This is a genomic window from Marichromatium bheemlicum, from assembly GCF_012276755.1.
GTDB lineage: Bacteria > Pseudomonadota > Gammaproteobacteria > Chromatiales > Chromatiaceae > Marichromatium > Marichromatium bheemlicum.
On the sequence record NZ_JAAXKX010000013.1, the window covers coordinates 94,312 to 115,367 of the forward strand.

The window sequence follows — 21,056 nt, forward strand, 5'->3', positions numbered from 1 at the left end:
CGGACTCAGGCAGCGCCGCCGTCGATTGGTTCAATCGACGTACATGGGGGAGACTCCCTTTCGCCCAGGGTGGAAATTTGCAATCCTAACCTGCCGTCCGGAGGCTCGCCAGGGGCACCAGCGTCGCCGTCGAGCGGGCACCGGGGCAGGTTCCGGTGCACGCGCGTTGCGGTGTGCGTGCATCGGCTTGAGGCCGGGTGTGTCTGCCCGGTCGCGATCCGAACGCGATGGATGCCATGATCTCCCTGACCCTCAATGGCGAGCCGATGCGGCTCGATCTCGATCCCGACATGCCCCTGCTGTGGGCGCTACGCGACCACCTCGGGTTGACCGGTACCCGCTATGGTTGTGGCGAGGGCGAGTGCGGTGCCTGCACCGTACACCTCGACGGCCAGCCGGTGCACTCCTGTACCCTGCCACTGCGCGCCGCTGCAGGCCGGTCCGTGACCACCATCGAGGGGCTCTCGCCCGATGGCCGTCATCCGCTGCAGCTAGCCTGGATCGTCGAGGAGGTGCCGCAGTGCGGCTACTGTCAGTCCGGCCAGCTGATGAGCGCCGCAGCGCTGCTTGCCGCGCATCCGCAGCCCACTCCCGAGCAGATCGATGCGGCCATGTCCGGGGTGTTGTGTCGCTGTGGCAGCTATGCGCGTATTCGTCGCGCCATCCAGCGCGCCGCCAATCCCGAGGTGCACAATGACTGATCGTGGTTCCGGCCCGCGGTTGAACCGCCGCGCCCTGCTCAAGCTCGGTCTGCTTGCTGGCGGTGGATTGGTGCTCGGTATCGACGCCGCCGATGCGACCGAAGGGCCCGATGCAGCGGTCGCGACCGGGTTCGCCCCTGGCGCCTGGCTACGTCTCCATACCGATGGTCGGATAGTGTTGATGCTGGCGCGCTCGGAGATGGGGCAGGGGGTGACCAGCACGCTGCCGATGCTGGTGGCCGAGGAGCTGGAGGTGGGGCTCGATCAGCTCGATCTCGAGCCGGCGCCGGTGGCGTCGGACTATGTCAATCGCCTGCTCGGTGAGCAGGCCACCGGCTGTAGTACCTCGGTCCGTGAGGCCTGGGCGCCACTACGCGAGGCCGGTGCCGTGGCCCGCACCCTGCTCGTGCGCGCCGCCGCCGCGCGCTGGGGGGTGGCCGCCGAGGATTGCCGGGCACGCCGCGGCGCGGTCCATCACCCTGACGGTGAGACCCGGCTCGATTACGCCGCCTTGGCCGAGGCGGCGGCGCGGTTGCCGTTGCCCGAACGGGTGACGCTCAAGCCCCCCGCGCAGTGGCAGCTGATCGGCACCCCACAGCACCGGCTCGATACCCCAGACAAGGTGGTAGGCGCGGCGCGCTATGGGCTCGATGTGCGTCTGCCGGGGATGCTCTATGCCAGCGTGGCGCGCTGTCCGCTGCGCGGTGCGCGGGTCAGCGCCTGGCGCGCCGATGCCGCGCGCGCGCTGCCCGGTGTGGTGGCGGTGTTGGCGGTGCGTCATGGGATCGCGGTGGTGGCGCGCGATACCTGGAGCCTGCTGCGCGGGCGTGCCGCGCTGGAGGTCGACTGCGATCCGGTGGCCGATCCCGCCGCCGATCAGGCGCGGATGGAGGCTCGGTTGCGCTCGCGCCTCGACGCCCGGGGCGCGGCGTTGGCCGAGTCGCGCGGTGACGCGCTCGGTGAACTGGCGCGGGCTGAACAGGTGCTCGAGGCCGACTACAGTCTGCCCTTCCTCGCCCATGTCTGCATGGAGCCGATGAACTGTACCGCCGAGGTCAGTGCCGAGCGCTGCGTGATCCATGTCCCCACCCAGGCCCAGCAGCGCGCGCTGGCGACGGCGCGGCGCATCACCGGGCTCGCGCCCGAGCGCATCGAGGTGCGCACCACCCTGCTCGGTGGCGGCTTCGGGCGCCGGGTCGAGCAGGACTTCGTTGCCGATGCCGTGGAGCTGGCGCAGCGTCTCGGCCAGCCGGTGCAGGTGGTGTGGACCCGCGCCGACGACTTCGCCCACGACCACTACCGCCCGCTGACCTGTCACCGGCTGCGCGCGACCCTCGGCGAGGATGGCCTGCCGCGCGCCTGGTATCACCGTATCGTCGGTCCCTCGGTACTGGCGCGATTGGCGCCGGAGGCGGTCAGTGACGGGCTCGACCCGGCGTTGGTCGAGGGCGCGACCGCGCTGCCCTATGCGCTCCCGGCGCGACGCATCGAGTACCGCCGCGCCGACCTGCCGGTCTCGGTCGGGCTGTGGCGTGGCGGCGCGCGGGCGCACAACGTTTACGTCGTCGAGAGTTTCCTCGACGAGTTGGCTGCCACCGCCGGTCGGGACCCGCTCGCACTGCGTCTGGCACTGCTCGAGGACCGACCGCGGGCGCGCGCGGTACTCGAGCGCGTCGCCGCGCTGGCCGGTTGGTCGCAGCCGCTGGCCCCGGGGCACGGGCGCGGTATCGCGCTCGCTACCGGTTACGGCAGCCTGGTCGCCCAGGTCGTCGAGGTGGCGCCGCGAGCCGAGGGTGGCGGGCTGCGGGTGGCGCGGGTGTGGTGCGTGGTCGATTGTGGGCTGGCGGTCGACCCCGACGGGGTGCGCGCGCAGATGGAGGGGGGGATCGCCTTCGGGCTGAGCGCCGCGCTCGGTGAGCGTATCAGCTTTGCCGCCGGGCGGGTCGAGCAGCGCCGCCTTGCCGATTATCGGCTGCTGCGTTTCGACGAGATGCCCGAGGTCGAGGTCGAGTTGGTCGAGGCCGCCGCGACCCCGGGCGGGGTCGGGGACCTGGGCCCCTTGCCGCTGGCCCCGGCGCTGGCTGCGGCGATTGCGGCCGCCGGGGGCGAGCGTCAGCGCGCCTTGCCGCTGCGCCTGGCCTGAGCCGCAGGGGCTCAGGCGCCGAGTGCTGCGGCCTGGCGCTGCATCTTGTTGACGATGGCGAAGACGCCGACGTGACGGTTGGGGCTGAGGTGCTCGTCGAGCGCCAGACCGGAGAAGAGTTCGTCGACGTCGAGGGCGGCGATCTCGGCCGGGGTGCGGTTGGAGAACAGGCCGACGAGCAGTGCCACCACGCCCTTGATGATGGCTGTGTCACAGTCGCCGGCATAGACCAATCGGCCAGCCTCGGAGGGGCGGGCGGCGACGTGCACCAGGCTCATGCACTCGATCACGCGGTTGTCCTCGGTCTTGTCGGCGGGGTCCATTGCCGGGAGGCGTTCGCCGAGTTCGACCAGGTACTGATAGCGTTGGTCCCAGTCGTCGAGCAGGTCGAAGTCGTCGATGATGGCCTGGATGGCGGCGTCTTGGTGCATGGCGGGTCGCTGCGATTTGGTTAGGGAGGCGCGCACGGGATCGGGCGCGCCACCGAGTCTAGCCGATCGGCGCTAGACGCTGAAGGACTCGCCGCAGCCGCACTGGTTCTTGACGTTGGGGTTGCGGAACTCGAAGCCGAGGTTGAGCAGGCTCGAGCGCACGAAGTCGATCTCAGTGCCGTCGATGCGTGCGAGGCTCTGGTCGTCGACCACGATCTTGATGCCGTGGCTCTCGAACACCTGGTCGGTGGGCGTGACGGCGTCGGCGTAGTCGACCTCGTAGGCGAAGCCCGAGCAGCCGCTCTTGCGCGTCGCCACCCGCAGCCCGACGCCCTGTCCGCGTTGCTCGAGCATCCGGGAGACGTGGCGCGCGGCCGCCTCGGTCAGGGTGACTGCCATGGTTGCTTACCTCATGCTGGCTTGGATTGAAGCGTCGAGCCCTAGATGGGCGCCGCCCGGTGGGGTTTTCAATCCAGCTCGCTAGTGACGCTGATCGTCGACGTCGAGGTCGGCGACCGTGGCCATCTCCAGCAGGCCGCGCATCAGCACCGCGCGTTCCGGGGTCTCCGGGGTCTCGATCAGCGCCTGCTTGTCCTCCGGACTCAGTGGCAGGTGGGCGCAGAGCAGGTTGACCAGGTCGGTGTCGACCATGCCTTCAAGGTCGTTCCACGGCACCTCGACACCTCGCACCTGGCAGTAGCGCTCGAGCGCGAGGATGAAGTCGCGCCGTGCGGCGATGCGTGCCGTGGCCGCTGGCTGTTCCAGGTCGGCGGCGAAGTCGCGCCATGCCGGTGCCACCCGGCGGTAGCCGCCCTGACCGGCCAGCTCCTGGGTGATGCGGAAGCGGCACACCCCGGTGAGCACCAGCACGATGCGCCCGTCGCTGGTCTCGCTGTAACTGGTGATGCGCCCGGCACAGCCGACCGGGTGGAGCGAGGGCGTCTCGGCGGGCTCCTCGGTGTCGTGCACGTCCTGTGGTTGTATCATGCCCAGCAGATGATCTGCGGCCAACACGTCGTTGACCATGCGCAGGTAGCGTGGCTCGAAGATATTGAGCGGGAGCTGCACGCCGGGCATCAGTACCGCGCCGGGGAGGGGGAAGACGGCAAGCTCCGTCGGCAGGTCGGCGAACTTGGGAAAGAAGGGGGTGCGGGTCATCTGACGGCTCCGGGATTCGGTGAACCAGGCCCGCGCGGCGGGCCGAGTGCGCCGCGCATCGGGTGATACGAACAGCAGATTGGGGTGTGTGCGACGCATCCCCAGTGCCGAGGGGGCGGGTTTGGAATCGCCGGTGCCGGCCACACCCTCTGGGGGCGAGGTCCGCTGGCGGTGTGACCGAGGTCCGCCGTCGCCCAACCAGCAGCCGAAGCGAGGACGAGATGCACCCAACCCCAACGGATGGCACGCGCGCCGGGCTCGCCGACGAGTTCCGTCGGGTCCGCGCCCTCACCGAGCGACTCTGCGAACCGCTGGCCATTGAGGATTACGGCCTCCAGGTCGTCCCCGAGGCCAGCCCGCCGAAGTGGCACCTGGCCCATGTCTCCTGGTTCTTCGAGACCTTCTTGTTGATGCCGTCGCTCGATGGCTATCGTCCCTTCGATTCGCGCTTCGCGTATCTGTTCAACAGCTACTACGAGCAAACCGGTAGCGGTTTTTGGCCGCGTGCCGAGCGCGGGCTGCTGTCGCGCCCCCGGGTCGAGGAGGTCTACGACTATCGCCGCCATGTCGACGCGGCGATGCTGCGGTTGATCGAGCAGTGCGACGCCGAGCGCTGGGCGCGCGTTGAGCTGCGCCTGCGCATCGGACTCAACCACGAGCAGCAGCACCAGGAGCTGTTGCTCACCGATATCAAGCGCAGCCTCGCCCACAACCCGCTGCGCCCGGCCTACCGCGCCGATCTGGTGGCACCGCCGCCGGGCGTGCCCGAGCCGCTCGAGTGGGTGTCGTTCGACGGTGGGCTGGTCGAGATCGGCGCCGGGCCCGAGGGCTTCGCCTACGACAACGAGCGCCCGCGCCACCGCGTCTTCCTCGAGCCCTTCGCGCTCGCCGACCGGCTGGTGAGCAACGCCGAGTTCCTCACCTTCATCGAGGACGGCGGCTATCACGATCCCGCCCACTGGCTCTCCGACGGCTGGGCGCGGGTGCGTTCCGAGGGTTGGGAGGCGCCGCTCTACTGGACGCGGGTCGATGGCCGATGGCAGACGCTGACCCTCGGCGGCATGCGTCCGCTCGACCCCGCCGAGCCGGTCTGTCACCTCAGCTACTACGAGGCCGACGCCTACGCCAGCTGGGCGGGCAAGGCGCTGCCGACCGAGGCGCAGTGGGAGCACGCCGCCGCCGGTGTCGCGCTCGCTGGCAACTTCCTCGACAGCGGTCTGCTCCACCCGCGCCCGGCGCCTGGCAGTGGGGTGCGTCAGCTCTTCGGCGATCTCTGGGAGTGGACCGCCTCGGCCTATCTCGCCTATCCCGGCTATCGCGCCCCCGGCGGCGCGATCGGCGAGTACAACGGCAAATTCATGTGCAACCAGATGGTGTTGCGCGGCGGCTCCTGCGTGAGTTCGCGCGACCATCTGCGGCTCAGTTATCGTAATTTCTTCTATCCCCACGAACGCTGGCAGTTCCAGGGATTCAGACTCGCGGAGGTCGAATGATGAACACCGAGGCCACGCTTGCCACCACCCCTCCGCGCGCGCTCGGTCCGGGGCGCGCGCCGGGGGTACGCTTCTTCGATGCCCACCCGACCCCGGACGACCTGCGCGCCGAGGTCCTCGCCGGGCTCTCGTCGACGCCCAAGCGGCTGCCGCCGAAGCTCTTCTACGATGCGCACGGCTCGCAACTGTTCGATGCCATCACCGAGCTGCCCGAGTACTACCTGACCCGCACCGAGATCGCGATCCTCTGCGATCATGGCGAGGAGATGGCCGATCTGCTCGGGCGCGGTCGGGTGCTGCTCGAACTCGGCAGCGGCAGCAGCCTCAAGATCCGCACCCTGCTCGCGGCGCTCGAGCCCGAGGTCTATGTGCCCATCGACATCTCCCGCGAGCACCTGCGCGCCTCGGCCGAGGCGCTCGCCGAGCACTTCCCGACGCTGGCCATCCATGCCACCTGCGCCGATTATTCGGTTCCCTTCGAGCTGCCGACCGAGGGTGATCGCGAGGGGCTGGCGGCCTTCTTCCCCGGCTCGAGCATCGGCAACTTCGAGCCCGAGGCGGCGCGCGCGCTGCTCACGCGGGTAGCGGCGTTGGTGGGGATCGGCGGGCGGTTGCTGGTGGGGGTCGATCTACAGAAGGATCGGACGACCCTGGAGAGGGCCTATGACGACGATCAGGGCGTGACGGCGGCCTTCAGCCTGAATGTGCTCACGCGACTCAACCGCGAACTCGGGGCGGACTTCGACCTGGAGCAGTTCGTCCATCGGTCTTTCTACAATGAGGCGCTCGGGCGGGTCGAGACCCATCTCGAGGCGCTGTGCGAGCAGCGGGTTCGGGTCGCCGGCGAGCCGTTCGTCTTGGCCGCCGGCGAGCGCATCCATGTCGAGAACTCCTACAAGTACGACATCGCCGGCTTCCACCAGCTGGCCGCCGGCGCGGGCTTCGTCCCCGAGCGGGTGTGGACCGATCCACGGCGCCTGTTCAGCGTGCATTGTCTGCGCGTCGAGTCCTGCTGAGCGGGGGCGTGACTCAGCGCCGGTCATAGGCCAGATCCTGGCCGGCGATGGTGCGTTCGAGTCGGTCGATCGCCCGGGCATAGCCATTGGTGAGCGCGGCGAGCGCCCCGGTGTGTCCGGCGCGCCAGGCGCGCTCGGCGAAGCCCTCGAGCAGCGCGGCGTGGATGCGTCCCTGGTGCAGCCGCAGCCGGTCGGCATTGCCGTGGGCGCGGTGCAGCCGGGCGAGCAGGGTGATCTCGCCGAGCGCCTCACGATGCGCGGCGCGGTGGTGATAGAGCCGGGCGAGGGCAGGGGCGTCGCAGGCACGGGCGATCGCGCGCAGCCGCTCGGCGTCGGCCTCGGGCTGGGCGAAGGGCTGGTGACAGGCGGGCGTCTCGGCCCGCGGCTGGGGCAGTACGCCGAGCAGACAGCAGAGCAGCGCGAGCGTGGTGGCGGGGTGGGGCATGGGCACGACTCCGGCGGGGTAAGGCTATACCCGAGTAAAGCACACGGGTAAAGGTTTCGAAACAGGATCGTCATCTTTCTCGCCGGGCGTCGCCGGCGTGGCCCCGAGCTTGCGTTTCCCGTCGTCGCGGTCGATGCTGACGGTGACCGCGGCGGTCTGGAGGCCGCGCCCGCGCCCGGCGGCTGTGCCGCGTCATCCCCGGAGCCAAGCTGATGAACGAGACCGTGGACGACCCCGTGCTCGAGCGCGACATCGAGCTGTTTACCCGGCTGCTCGGCGAGGTGTTGCGTGCACACAGCCGCAAGCGCGTGCTGGTGGTGGTCGAGCGGCTGCGCGATGGTTTCATGCGGTTGCGCGAGGGCGATGACGAGGCGCTGCGCGCGCGCCTCAGGCAGCGCATCGAGGGGCTCGATCCGCAGACCCTGGCCGAGGTGATCCGCGCCTTTGCGATCTATTTCGGTCTGGTCAACACCGCCGAGGAGCTCAACGCCCACCTCCAGCGCATGGCGCGTATCTCCACCGGCGAGCGGTTGTGGAGCGGCTCGTTCGACGACACCGTGCGGCGGCTCGCCGCCGACGGGGTGGCGCCCGCGCCCTTCCAGAGCCTGCTCGAGCACCTGGTCTATCTGCCGGTGTTCACCGCGCATCCCACCGAGGCGCGGCGGCGTACCATCGCCGAGATCTTCCGCCGTATCTTTCTCGCCGGCCAGGATCTTCACCAACGTCGACTCAACGACGAGGAGCGTGCCGACAAGCTCGCCGAGATCCGCGCCCAGATCCAGATCCTGTGGAAGACCGACGAGGTGCGGGTGCACAAGCCCCAGGTCACCGACGAGGTGCGCCAGGGGCTCTATTTCTTCCGTGAATCGCTGTTTGGCGCCGTGCCCGAGGTCTATCGCATCCTCGAGAAGGCGGTGCGCCGGGTCTATGGCGCTGAGACCGCCGCGGCGGTGCCGAGCCTGATGCGCTTCGGCTCGTGGATCGGCGGCGATCGCGACGGCAACCCCTTCGTGCGCCCCGAGACCACCGAGCTGGCGGTGCGGATGCACGCCGAGCTGGTGCTCGAGCACTATCTCGAACGGGTGGGGCGGTTGCAGCGCATGCTCAGCCACTCCAGCGCGCTGTGCGAGCCCGCGCCGGCCTTCCTCGACAGTCTCGACGCCGACGAGGACTACTGGGTCGAGACCATGGGGCAGAGCCTGCGCCGCTTCCTCCACGAGCCCTATCGGCGCAAGCTGGCGCTGATCGCCCACCGGCTCGAGGCCAATCTGGCGCGGGTGCGTGCGCGTCTCGCCGAGGCCGAGACGCTGCCGGCGGCCGGTTATGGCGACGCCCGCGCCTTCCTTGCCGATCTCCAACTGATCCGCGACTCGCTGATCCATCATGGGGATGCCAGCGCCGCCGCCGGTCCCCTCCAAGATCTGATCCGTCTGGTCGAGACCTTCGGCTTTCAGCTGATGCAGCTCGATCTGCGCCAGGAGTCGAGTCGCCATACCGAGGCGGTGGCCGAGTTGTTCGCCCGCCAGCCCGGCGCGCCCTACTATCTCGCCTTCGACGAGGCGCAGCGGTGTCTTGCCCTGAGCGAGGCGATCGCCCATCCTCAGCCCTTCGTCATCGACAAGGCGACCCTCAGCGCGGCCACCCGCGAGACCCTGGAGACCTTCGAGACCATCGCCCGGGTGCGCGCCGAGGTCGGCGAGCAGGCGATCGGCCAGTACGTGATCTCGATGACGCATGAGGCCAGTCACGTGCTCGAGGTGATGTTGCTGGCGCGCTTGGCGGGGCTTGCCGGACACGATCGTCAGGGCTGGTTCTGTACCCTCCAGGTCGCGCCGCTGTTCGAGACCATCGACGACCTGACGCGGATCGATGCGGTGATGGGGCGGTTGTTCACCAATCCCACCTATCGCGCGCTGTTGCGCGCCTCGGGCGATCAGCAGGAGGTGATGCTCGGCTATTCCGACTCCTGCAAGGACGGCGGCATCCTCGCCTCGGGCTGGCGGCTCTACGCGGCCCAGCGCAAGGTGATCGCGCTTGCTGACGAGCACGGCGTGGCCTGTCGGCTGTTCCACGGTCGCGGCGGCACCGTGGGGCGCGGCGGCGGGCCGACCCACGAGGCGATCCTCGCTCAGCCGGCCGACACCGTGCACGGTCAGATCAAGTTCACCGAGCAGGGCGAGGTGCTCTCCTATCGCTACGCCAACCCCGAGACCGCGCGCTATGAACTCACCATGGGGGTCAGCGGTCTGATCAAGGCCAGCCGTTGTCTGATCGAGCCCGCCGCGCCCGAGCGCGCCGAGGACCTGGAGGTCATGGCCGAGCTGGCCGCCCATGGCGAGGCGGCCTATCGCGCCCTGGTCGGCACCGAGGGGCTGCTCGATTATTTCTATGCCTGTACCCCGGTCGATGGCATCGCGCTGCTCAACATCGGCTCGCGCCCGGCGCACCGTAGCCGCGGCGATCGCTCGCTTAGCTCGATCCGCGCCATCCCCTGGGTGTTCGGCTGGGGCCAGGTCCGGCTGACCCTGCCGGGGTGGTTCGGCATCGGCACCGCGCTGGCGCACTATCGCGGCGAGGCGCCCGAGCGCCTGGTGCGGTTGCGGCGGATGTATCGTGAGTGGCCCTTCTTCCGGGCGCTGCTGTCGAATACCCAGATGTCGCTGTTCAAGGCGGAGATGGCGATCGCCCGCGAGTACCTGCGACTGGCCGACGATCCGCCGCGCGCCGAGGCCCTCCTCGCGCACATCGAGGCCGAGTACCGGCTGACCCTGAGCGAGGTGCTGGCGGTCACCGAGACCGATCGATTGCTCGCCGACCAGCCGGCGCTACGTCGCTCGCTGCTGCGTCGCAACCGCTATCTCGACCCGCTCAACCACATCCAGGTGGTGCTGCTCGAGCGTTATCGCGGCGAGTCCGATCCGCAGCGACGCGACCAATGGCTCGACCCGCTGCTGCGTTCGATCAACGCCATCGCCGCCGGGATGCGCAACACTGGTTGAGGCCGGCGCCGAGGGTGGCGGTCGGTGAATATCCCTATTGAAAAAATGGCTTCGGACCACACAAGATGAAATCACGCGTACATGCGCGCGGCGGCCCGCGTGGCCGGCGCTGGCGGTTCGCGCCAACCGACTCATGCAGACCCCTTCGTGATGAACGATCCCGATTCCAACCGCTCCACCCCCGCTCGTCCGGCGCTCGGCGCCAGGGTGCTCGGGGTGGTGCTGCTCTTCTTCAGCGTCGGCCTGGTCTCCTGTCAGGCCTTGTTCTCATGGTGAGCAGCGGGGCCGGACGGCTCGGCGAGCTGCTGCGCGAGGGCGTGGTGGCGCGCGAGACGCCGCGCGCGCCGCGGCTGCGCGGGCTGCTGCTGTTCGTGCTGCCGCTGCCGCTGCTGTTCGGCGCGCTGATTGCGCTCGGCGCCGGACGGCTGGAGTCCTTCCTCGCCGACGCCAGCGGTTTTGCGCTGTTCATGGCCGCGGCCTATCTCACCCGGCGCGGTATCCGCGAGGCGCACCTGCACGATCGCCGGCGGCGCTTCGCGCGGCTGCCGCGGGTGCGGCTGCAGACCCTCGGCGGGCTGCTGATGGCGTTCGCCACCGGCTGGTGCGTGTTGGTCTCGTTGGGGCAGGGGGTGGGGCTCGCGCTCGCCTTCGCCGCGGTCGCGCTGCTCGGTTTCCACCTCAGCTATGGGCTGGTGCCGGAGGCGCCCGAGCAGCCCTTCGACCTCTCGGATGCGCGCGCACGCAAGGTCGCCGCGGCGCTCGCCGAGGCCGAGCAGAAGCTCATCGAGGTCGAGACCGCCGCCGCGCGCATCGCCAACCCCGAACTCAAGGCGCGGCTCGGGCGCATCGCGCTCAAGGGGCGGCGTATCCTCGAGCAGATCGCCGAGCGCCCGACCGATCTGTTCCGCGCGCGCAAGTTCCTCAATGTCTATCTCGACGGCGTGCGTCAGGTCACCGATGGCTATGCCCGCACCCACCGTCAGGCCGACGTGCTGGCGCTGGAGGAGAACTTCCGCGGCGTGCTGGTCACCGTCGAGGAGGTCTTCGACGAGCAGCACCAGCGCCTGCTCGACAGCGACCTGATGGACCTCGATGTGCGCATCGAGGTGCTCAAGCAGCAGCTCGAGCGCGAGGGCCTGAGCTAGTCGCCCGGCGCGCGCCGTCCTCACCCGTTTTCCCCGGAGATCAACCGCAGTGAGTCAATCCCAGTATCCCCAGACCACCACCGGTCGCACCGACGCCCTGGCCGAGTCGATGACCGAGCTCGGGCTGCCCGAGCACGCCGGTGTCGACGAGGCCGAGGTCGAGCGCCTGCTCGGCGAACTCGATCTCCGCGACGCGCATTCGGTGATGTTCTTCGGCGCCAAGGCCCAGCAGCGTCTCACCGAGGTCTCGGACCGGATGCTCGAGGGCGTGCGCGCCAAGGACACCGGTCCGGCCGGCGCCGCGCTCAGCGAGATGGTCACCACCCTCAAGGGCTTCGACGTCGAGGGGCTCGATCCCAACCGCCGTCAGGGCTGGTTCTCCAAGCTCCTCGGCAAGACCCGGCCGATCGCCCGCTTCCTCGAGGAGTACGAGGCGGTGCGCGACCAGATCGAGGACATCTCGCGTGCGCTCGAGGGTCACAAGACCCAGTTGCTCACCGACGTCACCGCGCTCGATCGGCTCTATGCCGCCAATCTCGACTATTTCCGTGCGCTCGAGTCCTATATCCTTGCCGGCGAACGCAAGCTCGCTGAACTCGACGAGCAGGCGATCCCGGCGCTCGCCGCCCAGGTCGAGGCCGGTACCGACATGGTCGAGGCGCAGCGGTTGCGCGACCTGCGCGGCGCGCGCGATGATCTGGAGCGGCGCGTCCACGACCTCAGGCTCACCCGTCAGGTGGCGATGCAGGGGCTGCCGAGCATCCGCTTGGTGCAGGAAAACGACAAGGGGCTGATCAACAAGATCAACTCCACCCTGGTCAACACCGTGCCGCTGTGGCGCCAACAGCTCGCCCAGGCGGTGACCATCTTCCGCTCGGCCGAGGCGGCCGACACCCTGAAGGCGGCCACCGACCTCACCAACGAGCTGCTCCAGGCCAACGCCGCCAACCTCAAGTCGGCCAACGCCGAGGCGCGGCGCCAGATCGAGCGCGGGGTGTTCGACATCGAGGCGGTCAAGCAGGCCAATCGCAGCCTGATCGAGACCATCGAGGAGAGTCTGCAGATCGCCGATGCCGGCAAGCGCGCGCGCGCCGAGGCCAACGCCGAGCTGACGCGCCTCGAGGCCGATCTGCGTGCGACCCTCAGCGCCGCGAGCGCCCGCACGACGGCCCGAAGTGGCTAAACCGACCGTGGGTGGGAGGGGCGCGATCGCAATTCCGCTCTTCCATTTCTCGCAAGATTCTGTATATTTACGCGTTTACCCGCGGGGTGTCCCGCATCGCTAACAGTTCAGTCTGAGCCAGGACAGCACATGGTCACGATTCGTTTGTCCCGTGGTGGTTCGAAGAAGAACCCCTTCTATCAGGTCGTTGTCGCCGACGTGCGCGCCAAGCGCGACGGTCGCTACATCGAGCGCCTCGGTTTCTACAACCCGAGTGCCAAGGGTGGTGAGGTGCCGCTGCGCATCAACCGCGAGCGCGCCGACTACTGGCTCGCCCAGGGCGCCCAGCCGTCCGAGCGTGCCGCGCAGCTGCTCAAGCAGGCTGCCAAGGACGTCGAGACCGTCGCGGCCTGAGACCGTACGGGATGACGAGCGCGATGACTGATCGGTCGCCGGCGACGCGGCGCATCGTGCTCGGGCGCATCGCCGGCGTCTACGGTGTACGCGGCTGGGTGCGGGTCTTTTCCGAGACCGACCCCCGCGAGGGCATCCTGCGTTATCGCCAATGGTTGCTCGGTGATGCGACGCAGCCCCGCAAGGTTTGCGAGGGCAAGCGTCACGGCAAGGGTCTGGTTGTCCGCCTCGAGGGCTGTGACGACCGTGATCAGGCCGCGGCACTGGTTGGCCAGGAGATCGCGGTCACCCGTGATCAACTGCCGCCACCGCGTGCCGATGAATTCTACTGGTGCGACCTCGAACAGCTCGAGGTCTACACCACCGAGGGGCAATCGCTCGGGCGTGTCAGCCATCTGTTCGCCACTGGTGCCAACGACGTACTGGTGGTCGAGGGCGAGCGCGAGCGGTTGATCCCCTTCGTGTGGGAAGACGTCGTCAAGCAGGTGGATTTTGCCGGTGGCCGCGTCGAGGTCGACTGGGACCCCGATTTTTAAGCGGCCGCGAGCTGCGAGGGAGTCCACACCATCATGCGTTTCGACGTCATCACCCTGTTCCCCGAGATGTTCGGTACCTTCGCCGAGCAGGGCGTCACCGGGCGGGCGCTGACCCGTGGGCTGGCTGAGTTGCAGCTGTGGAATCCGCGCGATTTCACCCACGACGTGCACCGCACCGTCGACGATCGTCCTTACGGGGGCGGGCCGGGGATGGTGATGAAGGTCGAACCGCTGCGCGCGGCCATCGCCGCCGCACGCGCGGCGGCACCGGCGAGCCGAGTGGCCTATCTCTCGCCCCAGGGGCGGGTGCTCGATCAGGCCGCGATGATCGAGATCGCGGCGCAGCCGGGGTGGATCCTGCTCGCCGGGCGCTACGAGGGCGTCGACGAGCGGCTGATCGAGGGGCATGTCGACGAGGAATGGTCGATCGGTGACTATGTCCTCAGCGGCGGCGAGTTGCCGGCCATGGTGGTGATGGACGCGGCGATCCGGTTGCTCCCGGGTGCGCTCGGGCATGCCGACTCGGCACGTCAGGATTCACACATGGATGGGCTACTGGACTGCCCCCATTACACACGACCGGAGCGGATCGACGGAGAGGAGGTCCCTGCGGTGCTGGTCGGCGGCGATCACCGCGCGATCGAACGTTGGCGGTTGCGCCAGGCGCTAGGGCGGACCTGGTTGCGCCGACCGGAAATGCTGGAGCGGCGAGGCCTGAGTGCGGACGAACAGGCGCTGCTCGATGACTTCGTCCGGGCCCATCATGCCGATGGCGCCGGCTAAGAACAGGAGCCTAAGGAAACCATGAGCAACATCATTCAACAGCTCGAGAACGAGCAGATCACCCGTGAAGTGCCGGATTTCGCCCCGGGCGACACCGTTGTCGTCCAGGTGCGTGTGAAGGAAGGCAACCGTGAGCGCCTGCAGGCGTTCGAGGGCGTGGTGATCGCCATCCGCAACCGCGGTCTGAACTCTGCCTTCACCGTGCGCAAGATCTCCCACGGCGAGGGCGTCGAACGCGTCTTCCAGACCCACAGCCCGACCATCGCCGCGATCGAGGTCAAGCGCAAGGGCGACGTGCGTCGCGCCAAGCTCTACTACCTGCGCGAGCGTTCCGGCAAGGCCGCCCGCATCAAGGAAAAGGTCTGAGGTTCGTGGCGGCCGCCCGCCTGGGCGGCTGCGCGTTCTGGACGCCTTGTCCCGGACCTTCTACTGGCACGATTACGAAACCTGGGGCGCCGACCCCCGGCGTGATCGTGCCTGTCAGTTCGCCGGTGTGCGCACCAACGCCGACCTCGATGAGATCGGTGATCCGCTGGTGCTCTACTGTCGCCCGGCCACCGACCTGCTGCCCCATCCCGACGCCTGCCTGGTTACCGGTATCACGCCGCAGCTAGCCGCGCGCGAGGGGGTGTGCGAGGCCGAGTTCGCCGCCGCCATCCACGCCGAACTGGCCACCCCCGGCACCTGCGGGGTCGGTTACAACAGCCTGCGCTTCGATGACGAGGTCACCCGTCATCTGCTCTATCGCAACCTGTTCGATCCCTACGCCCGCGAGTGGCGCAACGGTAACTCGCGTTGGGATCTGATCGACACCCTGCGTCTGGCCCATGCGCTGCGCCCCGAGGGGATCGCCTGGCCGAGACACGAGGACGGCTCCTCCTCGTTCCGGCTCGAGGCGCTGAGCGCGGCCAACGGTATCGAACACGGTCAGGCGCACGACGCGCTGGCCGACGTGCGCGCCACCATCGCCCTGGCGCGGCTGCTCAAGCGTGCCCAGCCGCGGCTGTTCGACTACGCCCTGACGCTGCGCGACAAGCGCCAGGCGCGCGCGCTAATCGACCGCGGTCGTCCGCTGATCCATGCCTCGGCGCGCTACCCGGCCGCGCTCGGCTGCATCGCCCCGATCGCCGCGCTCGCCCCCCATCCGGGCAACCCCAACGGGGTGCTCTGCTTCGATCTTCGTCACCACCCGGCGCTGCTGCTCGACACCCCGGTCGATGAACTGCGCGCGCGTCTGTTCACCCCGGCCGCAGCGCGCGGGCGCGGCGCCGATGTGCAGCGCCCGCCGCTCAAGACCGTGCACCTCAACCGCGCCCCGGTGCTCGCCCCGATCAAGACCCTGGGGGCGGAGGCCGCCGCGCGCTGGCGGATCGACCCTGCTGCGGTCGAGCTGCACGCTGCGTTCGCCGCCGCGCACGCCACCGAGTTGGCCAAGCGGGCGCGCGCGCTGTTCGACACCCCGCCCGCGGCCGAGACCGACCCCGACCTGATGCTCTACGGCGGCGGTTTCCTCGGCGATCGCGACCGCCGCCTGCTCGATGAGCTGCGGCGCCTGCCGCCGGCGCAGCTCGCCGGCCTCGCCCCTGGGTTCGAAGACCCGCGCCTGCCGGAGATGCTGTTTCGCTATCGCGCGCGCAACTGGCCCGAGACCCTCTCGCCGGAGGAGCACGAGCGCTGGGACGCCTATCGTCTGGCGCGCCTGACCGAGCCCGATGCGGGCGCGAGCCTCACCATCGACGATTTCGAGCAGCGGCTTGCTGAACTCGACGCCGAGGGCCTCGACCCGGCCCGCGCCCGCGTGCTCGAAGCGCTCGCCGATTGGGCCGAACAAGTCCTCGACGTCACCCCCTGAGCCGCCCTCAGCAGGCCAGCTCCACCGACAGCACGCGGATGTACTGCTCGTCGATCTCCCAGCGGATGTCACGGTCATAGAGCCGCAACCCGAAGCGCCGCCGCTCCGGGTAACGATCCATGTAACCGGGGCGCGGATCCTGGGTCAGCACCTGCTCGATCAATGCGCGCAGCGCCAGGCGACCGTCGGGGTCGGCCTGGGCGATACCCTCGAGCGCGGCGGCCTCGAAGCGGATCGGGCGCAGACACACCACCCGCTCCTGTGCAAAGCCGCTGCGTGCGTCGTGCAGCGCATCGGCATAGGGGACATAAGGCTTGATGTCGAGCACCGGGGTGCCGTCGAGCAGATCGACCCCGCGTAGCTTCAACGCCAGCCCGTTGCCGTCGCGTTCCAGCCCCTCGTGCGCCACCGCCGAGATCCCGATCGGGTTGGGTCGGTAGGGCGCGCGACTGGCGAATACCCCCACCGTGGCCCGTCCCCCGAGTCGGGGCGGGCGCACCGTCGGGCGCCACCCGGCATCCAGGCAGTCGTCGTGGAAGACGAAGACCACCCAGACGTGGGAGAAGCCCTCCAGCGCCTTGAACGCCTCCTCGCGGGCGTACTCGGGGCAGAGTTCGAGCCGGGCGCGGGCGGCTTCGACCAGGCGCGGTTGGCGGGGGATGCCGAACTTGTCGGTATAGGGCGAGCGGATGAAACCGATGGGATCGAAATGGAAGGACATCGAGACTCCGTGTACGTGTGGACCCAGGGCGGGGCGCGCACCCCGCGACAAAGGGTCCAGCCTATCATCTCGGCGTCGCCTCAGAGCAGCAGCTTGAGCGCGAGCAACCCGCCGAGGGTCAGGGTCAGCACGCCGACCGCACCACGGATCAGCGCCTCAGGCAGGCGGCGCACCGTGACCGTGGCCAGCGGTACCGAGAGCAGGGCCCCGGCGGTCAGCGGCAGCGCCAGCGACCAATCGATCCCCCCCTTGAGCAGCAGGTAGGCGATGAGTCCGATCAAGCAGGTGAGTGCCTCGGCCATCGAGGTGATCGCCACCGCCTGGCGTGGCGCCACCCCAGAGACCACCTGCCCCGAGGTCACCAGTGGCCCGTAGCCACCACCGCTCAACCCTTTGTTGAAGGCCGCAATCGAGCCGATGGCGAGGATGCCGGCAGGCCGGTAGCGCAGCTGACGCCGGGCGGTGAACAGGGTGATGAGCCCCATGCTGAGTACGATCAGCGCGATCGCCAACGAGAACCATTGGGTCGAGAGCCGGATGGCCAGCAGCACCGCGCTGATCGCCCCCACCGCGCTCAACGTCGCCAACAGCCAGAAGGTACGCCGGGCATGATGGTCGCGACGCAGGTCGATGTTGCCATCGCGGTGATGCATCACCCCGGCGGTGAGGCCGGTGACCAGCTCCGAGAAGAGCACGGCGGGGACGATCTGTAGCGGCTCGAAACCGGCGAGCAACAGCAGCGGAGTGAGGGTGGTGCCGTAGCCCATGCCCAGGCTGGAGTCGAGGTACTCACAGGCCAGCGCGGCACCGAACACCGCCAACAGCGCGCTGCTGCCGAGGGTGATCAGCTCGGGTGCGAGCACTCCCTGCTCGACCAGTGGATCGCGAGCGAGCAGCACGACTACGGCACTCAGTACCAGTGCTGCCCACAGCCACAGCCGGCGGCGATGGGCACGGTAGAAATCGGTCAGGGTCGCGGCAGTGGCGACAGCGGCATTCATGGATCTGGGCTCCTTGGATTCCATTCGTGGATGGGTGTATCGGCTGCTTAACAAGAACCGGGCCAAATCCTTGAGTTCTTGCTCAAGCGATTGATTGGAAAGCAAGACGCTTCGCCGGACTCGGCCCTTATTGGACGGCGCGACTGCTTTTTTCGTCTCATATCGTAGATAATCCGTTTTATAAAACAGTTTATTCACGAAATAGCACGGATATGGATGACCACAGCCCCCTCTTGCTCGCCCTCTGGCGGACCCTCTGCACCTGCCCGGAACTGCGCGATGGCGTGCCCGCACTCTCGGCGCTGCTCGCCGAGCGTCTCGCACACGATTGGCTGGTATTGCTCGAACTCGACCCGGCCCAGGGGATGCACCCGCTGGGCTGGAGCGAGACCGCGCCCGCGGCGCTGAGTCACGTCCAGGCGCTCTCCGCCGAGGGGCGGGCACGGTTGCGTCGCTGGTGTCTGCGCGGCGAGGCGTGCGTGGCGCCGTTTACCGAGGCGCTTCGCGAGTTGCTGCCGACGGGGCCGGGGGCGCCAGACGCCGCGCTTGGACTTGCCCTCGACGACGAGGCTCCGGGCCTGTTGCTGCTCGGTGGCGCGATCGACGCCGGAGCCGAGCCGCTGCTGCGCGCCATCGCCCACCCCTGCGCGGTGGCGCTGCGCAACGACCGCCATCTGCGCGAGTTGGCGCGGCTGCGCGAGAGCGCCGAGGCCGACCGTCACTCGCTGCTCACCCGGCTCGGTCGGCAGGGGCTCGGCGACACCCTGATCGGCGCCGAGGGTGGGCTGCGCGGGGTGATGCAGGGCGTCGAGCAGGTCGCCCCCACCGACACCCCGGTGCTGCTGCTCGGCGAGACCGGCTCGGGCAAGGAGGTGATCGCGCGTGCCATCCACGTCCGCTCGCGCCGCGCCGAGGCGCCCTTCGTGCGCGTCAACTGCGGCGCTATCCCCCCGGAACTGGCCGACTCCGAGCTGTTCGGCCACGAGCGCGGCAGCTTCACCGGTGCCACCAGCCAGCGCCAGGGCTGGTTCGAGCGCGCCGACGGTGGCACCCTGCTGCTCGACGAGATCGGCGAACTGCCGCTCGCCGTCCAGGTGCGGCTGCTGCGCATCCTCCAGGACGGCAGCTTCGAGCGCGTCGGCGGTCAGCAACCGTTGCGCGCCGACGTGCGGCTGATCGCCGCCACCCATCGCGACCTCCACGCGATGGTCGCCGACGGGCGCTTTCGCGAGGACCTGTGGTATCGCATCAACGTCTTCCCGCTGCGCCTGCCGGCGCTGCGCGAGCGCCGTGACGACATCCCCGCGCTAGCCGCGCATCTCGCGCGCAAGTCGGCACGGCGCCTCGGGCTGACGCCACAACAGCCGAGCGCCGATGAGTTGGCGCTGCTGCTCGACTATCCCTGGCCGGGCAACGTGCGCGAACTCGGCGCGGTGATCGAGCGCGCCGCCATCCTCGGCGAGGGCCGCGGGCTGGCCATCGCCCAGGCACTCGGTGCCGGTGGGCCGGGCGCGCCGCGCCCGCGCGCCGCGCCCGCGCCCGTCGTCGAGTCCGAGGCCATCGCGCCGCTCGATCAGGTGGTGCGTGCGCACATCGCCGCCGCCCTGCGCCACACCCGGGGCCGGATCGAGGGCCCGCACGGCGCCGCGCGCCTGCTCGCGCTCAACCCCAACACCCTGCGCTCGCGGATGCGCCGGCTGGGACTGGCCGCGCGCGATTTCCGCGACTGAGCGGGCCGCGCGCCGATCGTGCTTGTGCGTGCTCGCCGAATCGGCGAGACTCGGGGCATGTCACAGGTCCTCGTCCTCGCTCATCGCCCCCGCTACGTCGCCCGCCTCATGCGCTGGCTGGCGCGTCGCCGCGTGCCGGGGTGAACCGAAGACGACTGTCCCTGCGTGACTTCGATCCCCTTCCCAGGCCGCGGCATCCCCCGCGGCCTGTTTCGTTTCTGCATGCTGTGCAATGGAGGTTCCAGGTGTCGGTTCCGGCGGCATTCATCGGTGTGGTCCTGATCTGGTCGACCACGCCACTGGCGATCAAGTGGAGCAGCGAGGCGGGCGCCCAGTTCGGCGTCACCGCGCGCATGGTCCTCGGCGTCTTCCTCTGTCTGGTGTTGGTGGCGGTGATGAGCCGACGCATGCGCTGGAACCGCGCGGCGCTGCTGACCTATATCGCCGCCGGGCTCGGCATCTGGGGCTCGATGAGCTGTGTCTACTGGGCGGCGCAGTTTATCTCCTCGGGGCTGATCTCGGTGCTGTTCGGGCTGACCCCGGTGGTCACCGCGCTGATGGCCGCCGCCTGGCTCGGCGAGCGCGCGCTCACCCCGGCGCGCCTGCTCGGCATCGCCGTCGGCATCGGCGGGCTGTGGCTGATCTTCGCCCAGGGGTTGGCACTCGGCGGTCAGGCGCTGCTGGGCATGGCCGGGGTGGTGGTGACGGTGGTGATCCACTCGGCCAGCGCGGTCTGGATCAAACGCATCGGCGCGCGCCTGCACCCGGTCGAGACCACCACCGGCGCGCTGCTGATCGCGGTGCCGCTGTTCCTGCTGAGCTGGGGTCTGAGCGAGGGCTTCGCGCCGCCGGCGACGCTACCGCCGCGCGCGCTCTGGTCGATCCTCTACCTGGCGGTGTTCGGCTCGACCCTGGGCTTCATCCTCTACTACTTCGTGCTCCACCACATGCAGGCGAGCCGGGTGGCGCTGATCCCGCTCATCACCCCGGTGCTCGCCCTGCTCCTCGGCCACCTCGTCAACGACGAACTGCTGACCCCGAGGATCTGGCTCGGCAGCCTCACCATCCTCACCGGCCTCGCCCTGTTCGAGTGGGGCGACCAGTGGTGGCGACGCTGGCGGGTGGTGCGGTGAGCTGGGGGCATCCCCGCGTGTGCGGGGAACGCTGAACGCTTGTCTCCAGGTCCGGCTGGCTGGCCGGCTCATCCCCGCATGCGTGGGGAACACCATTTCCATGTGCACGATGGCGAGTACAAAGTCTTGTTTTGTATCCGTCCTCTCGAGGTGAGGTTCCCCCCGAATTTGGTCCCCCAAGGGGTTGGTCCCC

21 protein-coding genes are annotated in these 21,056 nt (G+C 69.3%); 15 read left to right on the plus strand and 6 right to left on the minus strand.

All coding sequences use genetic code 11. The annotated features are described in order from the left end of the window. The first annotated feature begins 236 nt into the window (after positions 1-236). Together HF203_RS10270 and HF203_RS10275 are read left to right on the plus strand one after the other, a co-directional pair. Positions 237-701, plus strand: a complete 465-nt coding sequence (locus HF203_RS10270; protein WP_168669322.1) for a (2Fe-2S)-binding protein — start codon at positions 237-239, stop codon at positions 699-701. Then, positions 694-2,844 carry a xanthine dehydrogenase family protein molybdopterin-binding subunit gene (locus HF203_RS10275; RefSeq protein WP_168669324.1) on the plus strand — a complete coding sequence of 717 codons (2,151 nt, stop codon included), beginning with the start codon at positions 694-696 and terminating at the stop codon, positions 2,842-2,844. Before HF203_RS10270 ends, HF203_RS10275 begins: the two co-directional genes overlap by 8 nt. 11 nt (positions 2,845-2,855) lie before the next feature. Here the strand turns inward: HF203_RS10275 and HF203_RS10280 are convergent, their stop codons facing one another. The 3 genes from HF203_RS10280 to HF203_RS10290 form a co-directional block, all read right to left on the minus strand. Then, complete coding sequence (locus HF203_RS10280) at positions 2,856-3,275, minus strand: SufE family protein (RefSeq protein WP_168669326.1); 420 nt, start codon at positions 3,273-3,275, stop codon at positions 2,856-2,858. Positions 3,276-3,347: 72 nt separating this feature from the next. After that, complete coding sequence (locus HF203_RS10285) at positions 3,348-3,674, minus strand: HesB/IscA family protein (RefSeq protein ID WP_168669328.1); 327 nt, start codon at positions 3,672-3,674, stop codon at positions 3,348-3,350. Positions 3,675-3,755: 81 nt separating this feature from the next. Beyond that, positions 3,756-4,433 (minus strand): LON peptidase substrate-binding domain-containing protein, encoded by a 678-nt coding sequence (locus tag HF203_RS10290; RefSeq protein WP_168669330.1) that lies wholly within the window; start codon positions 4,431-4,433, stop codon positions 3,756-3,758. A gap of 221 nt (positions 4,434-4,654) precedes the next feature. Between HF203_RS10290 and egtB the strand changes: the two genes are divergently transcribed. Continuing rightward, the gene (gene egtB, locus HF203_RS10295; RefSeq protein WP_168669332.1) at positions 4,655-5,926 is read left to right on the plus strand and encodes an ergothioneine biosynthesis protein EgtB; all 1,272 of its coding nucleotides are present in this window, start codon (positions 4,655-4,657) and stop codon (positions 5,924-5,926) included. Beyond that, on the plus strand, positions 5,923-6,942 hold the full coding sequence (gene egtD / locus HF203_RS10300; protein WP_168669334.1) for an L-histidine N(alpha)-methyltransferase: 1,020 nt from the start codon (positions 5,923-5,925) through the stop codon (positions 6,940-6,942). The genes egtB and egtD overlap by 4 nt, the downstream gene beginning before the upstream one ends. Before the next feature lie 13 nt (positions 6,943-6,955). Here egtD and HF203_RS10305 read toward each other — a convergent pair whose 3' ends face one another. Beyond that, entirely contained in the window at positions 6,956-7,387 is a 432-nt protein-coding gene (locus HF203_RS10305) for a hypothetical protein (RefSeq protein ID WP_168669336.1), read from the minus strand. A gap of 212 nt (positions 7,388-7,599) precedes the next feature. Here HF203_RS10305 and ppc point away from each other — a divergent pair, with 212 nt between their 5' ends. The 9 genes from ppc (at position 7,600) to sbcB (ending at position 16,278) form a co-directional block, all read left to right on the plus strand. Beyond that, positions 7,600-10,386 (plus strand): phosphoenolpyruvate carboxylase, encoded by a 2,787-nt coding sequence (gene ppc / locus HF203_RS10310; RefSeq protein WP_168669338.1) that lies wholly within the window; start codon positions 7,600-7,602, stop codon positions 10,384-10,386. A gap of 150 nt (positions 10,387-10,536) precedes the next feature. Beyond that, positions 10,537-10,662 (plus strand): hypothetical protein, encoded by a 126-nt coding sequence (locus HF203_RS16270; protein ID WP_255419394.1) that lies wholly within the window; start codon positions 10,537-10,539, stop codon positions 10,660-10,662. Next, the gene (locus tag HF203_RS10315) at positions 10,656-11,531 is read left to right on the plus strand and encodes a 5-bromo-4-chloroindolyl phosphate hydrolysis family protein (RefSeq protein WP_168669340.1); all 876 of its coding nucleotides are present in this window, start codon (positions 10,656-10,658) and stop codon (positions 11,529-11,531) included. The genes HF203_RS16270 and HF203_RS10315 overlap by 7 nt, the downstream gene beginning before the upstream one ends. Before the next feature lie 49 nt (positions 11,532-11,580). Next, entirely contained in the window at positions 11,581-12,714 is a 1,134-nt protein-coding gene (locus tag HF203_RS10320) for a toxic anion resistance protein (RefSeq protein WP_343043907.1), read from the plus strand. A 129-nt stretch (positions 12,715-12,843) separates the two neighbouring features. After that, complete coding sequence (gene rpsP / locus HF203_RS10325) at positions 12,844-13,107, plus strand: 30S ribosomal protein S16 (protein ID WP_168669342.1); 264 nt, start codon at positions 12,844-12,846, stop codon at positions 13,105-13,107. Between the two features lie 23 nt (positions 13,108-13,130). Further along, on the plus strand, positions 13,131-13,643 hold the full coding sequence (rimM, locus tag HF203_RS10330) for a ribosome maturation factor RimM (RefSeq protein WP_246221733.1): 513 nt from the start codon (positions 13,131-13,133) through the stop codon (positions 13,641-13,643). 33 nt (positions 13,644-13,676) lie between these two features. Further along, complete coding sequence (gene trmD / locus HF203_RS10335) at positions 13,677-14,426, plus strand: tRNA (guanosine(37)-N1)-methyltransferase TrmD (protein WP_168669346.1); 750 nt, start codon at positions 13,677-13,679, stop codon at positions 14,424-14,426. Positions 14,427-14,447: 21 nt separating this feature from the next. Further along, positions 14,448-14,792, plus strand: coding sequence for a 50S ribosomal protein L19 (gene rplS / locus HF203_RS10340; RefSeq protein WP_168669348.1), 345 nt, complete (start codon positions 14,448-14,450; stop codon positions 14,790-14,792). Between the two features lie 46 nt (positions 14,793-14,838). Continuing rightward, positions 14,839-16,278 carry an exodeoxyribonuclease I gene (gene sbcB, locus HF203_RS10345; RefSeq protein ID WP_168669350.1) on the plus strand — a complete coding sequence of 480 codons (1,440 nt, stop codon included), beginning with the start codon at positions 14,839-14,841 and terminating at the stop codon, positions 16,276-16,278. A 7-nt stretch (positions 16,279-16,285) separates the two neighbouring features. On the opposite strand, the gene tsaA is transcribed toward sbcB, so the two are convergent. Beyond that, positions 16,286-16,999, minus strand: coding sequence for a tRNA (N6-threonylcarbamoyladenosine(37)-N6)-methyltransferase TrmO (gene tsaA, locus HF203_RS10350; protein WP_168669352.1), 714 nt, complete (start codon positions 16,997-16,999; stop codon positions 16,286-16,288). A gap of 80 nt (positions 17,000-17,079) precedes the next feature. After that, positions 17,080-18,000 (minus strand): sulfite exporter TauE/SafE family protein, encoded by a 921-nt coding sequence (locus HF203_RS10355; protein ID WP_168669354.1) that lies wholly within the window; start codon positions 17,998-18,000, stop codon positions 17,080-17,082. Between the two features lie 212 nt (positions 18,001-18,212). Between HF203_RS10355 and HF203_RS10360 the strand changes: the two genes are divergently transcribed. Together HF203_RS10360 and HF203_RS10365 are read left to right on the plus strand one after the other, a co-directional pair. After that, positions 18,213-19,730, plus strand: coding sequence for a sigma-54 interaction domain-containing protein (locus HF203_RS10360; protein WP_246221734.1), 1,518 nt, complete (start codon positions 18,213-18,215; stop codon positions 19,728-19,730). Positions 19,731-19,975: 245 nt separating this feature from the next. Further along, complete coding sequence (locus HF203_RS10365; protein ID WP_168669355.1) at positions 19,976-20,863, plus strand: EamA family transporter; 888 nt, start codon at positions 19,976-19,978, stop codon at positions 20,861-20,863. The last annotated feature ends 193 nt before the right edge of the window (positions 20,864-21,056 follow it).

What these genes read in the sequence shown, in the direction of transcription:
- HF203_RS10270 (WP_168669322.1), top strand. Translation starts at nt 237, where the DNA reads ATGATCTCCCTGACCCTCAATGGCGAGCCGATGCGGCTCGATCTCGAT.
- HF203_RS10275 (WP_168669324.1), top strand. Translation starts at nt 694, where the DNA reads ATGACTGATCGTGGTTCCGGCCCGCGGTTGAACCGCCGCGCCCTGCTC.
- HF203_RS10280 (WP_168669326.1), bottom strand. Translation starts at nt 3,275, where the DNA reads ATGCACCAAGACGCCGCCATCCAGGCCATCATCGACGACTTCGACCTG.
- HF203_RS10285 (WP_168669328.1), bottom strand. Translation starts at nt 3,674, where the DNA reads ATGGCAGTCACCCTGACCGAGGCGGCCGCGCGCCACGTCTCCCGGATG.
- HF203_RS10290 (WP_168669330.1), bottom strand. Translation starts at nt 4,433, where the DNA reads ATGACCCGCACCCCCTTCTTTCCCAAGTTCGCCGACCTGCCGACGGAG.
- egtB (WP_168669332.1), top strand. Translation starts at nt 4,655, where the DNA reads ATGCACCCAACCCCAACGGATGGCACGCGCGCCGGGCTCGCCGACGAG.
- egtD (WP_168669334.1), top strand. Translation starts at nt 5,923, where the DNA reads ATGATGAACACCGAGGCCACGCTTGCCACCACCCCTCCGCGCGCGCTC.
- HF203_RS10305 (WP_168669336.1), bottom strand. Translation starts at nt 7,387, where the DNA reads ATGCCCCACCCCGCCACCACGCTCGCGCTGCTCTGCTGTCTGCTCGGC.
- ppc (WP_168669338.1), top strand. Translation starts at nt 7,600, where the DNA reads ATGAACGAGACCGTGGACGACCCCGTGCTCGAGCGCGACATCGAGCTG.
- HF203_RS16270 (WP_255419394.1), top strand. Translation starts at nt 10,537, where the DNA reads ATGAACGATCCCGATTCCAACCGCTCCACCCCCGCTCGTCCGGCGCTC.
- HF203_RS10315 (WP_168669340.1), top strand. Translation starts at nt 10,656, where the DNA reads ATGGTGAGCAGCGGGGCCGGACGGCTCGGCGAGCTGCTGCGCGAGGGC.
- rpsP (WP_168669342.1), top strand. Translation starts at nt 12,844, where the DNA reads ATGGTCACGATTCGTTTGTCCCGTGGTGGTTCGAAGAAGAACCCCTTC.
- rimM (WP_246221733.1), top strand. Translation starts at nt 13,131, where the DNA reads ATGACTGATCGGTCGCCGGCGACGCGGCGCATCGTGCTCGGGCGCATC.
- trmD (WP_168669346.1), top strand. Translation starts at nt 13,677, where the DNA reads ATGCGTTTCGACGTCATCACCCTGTTCCCCGAGATGTTCGGTACCTTC.
- rplS (WP_168669348.1), top strand. Translation starts at nt 14,448, where the DNA reads ATGAGCAACATCATTCAACAGCTCGAGAACGAGCAGATCACCCGTGAA.
- tsaA (WP_168669352.1), bottom strand. Translation starts at nt 16,999, where the DNA reads ATGTCCTTCCATTTCGATCCCATCGGTTTCATCCGCTCGCCCTATACC.
- HF203_RS10355 (WP_168669354.1), bottom strand. Translation starts at nt 18,000, where the DNA reads ATGAATGCCGCTGTCGCCACTGCCGCGACCCTGACCGATTTCTACCGT.
- HF203_RS10360 (WP_246221734.1), top strand. Translation starts at nt 18,213, where the DNA reads ATGGATGACCACAGCCCCCTCTTGCTCGCCCTCTGGCGGACCCTCTGC.